Source organism: Lysinibacillus sp. 10T31, from assembly GCF_056394365.1.
Window position 1 is genome coordinate 1 of sequence record NZ_JBFTHS010000200.1, and the last position, 461, is coordinate 461.

1 protein-coding gene is annotated in these 461 nt (G+C 62.7%); it reads right to left on the bottom strand.

Annotated elements, in window-relative coordinates; all coding sequences use genetic code 11:
• Positions 1–461: phenylalanine--tRNA ligase beta subunit-related protein (locus tag AC1DCY_RS27630; RefSeq protein ID WP_477355948.1), on the bottom strand; the 461-nt coding region annotated here is incomplete at both ends.

Consider the following 461-nt stretch of genomic DNA (forward strand, 5'->3'; position numbering starts at 1 on the left):
GGCAATCGCCAGGGCGCGGGAGTGGTCAGCAATCACCAGCGTATCGCTACGCAGACTGACTTCCTGACCGTCGAGCAGCACCAGCTTCTCGCCTTCTTCGGCCATGCGCACGCGGATGCCACCATTGATTTCGGCGAGATCGAAAGCGTGCAGCGGTTGACCCAGTTCCAGCATCACGTAGTTGGTGATGTCGACGGCAGCATCGATGCTACGCACGTCAGCGCGACGCAGACGCTCTACCATCCAAAGTGGCGTAGGCTTGGACAGGTCGACGTTACGGATCACACGACCCAGGTAACGCGGGCAAGCAGCAGGCGCCAGAACCTCAATCGAACGCACTTCATCGTGCGCGGCTGGAACACTGGCGACGACCGGGCGCGTGACTTCGGCAGCATAGAGCGCACCGACTTCACGGGCCAGACCGGCCAGGGACAGGCAGTCGCCGCGGTTCGGGGTCAGGT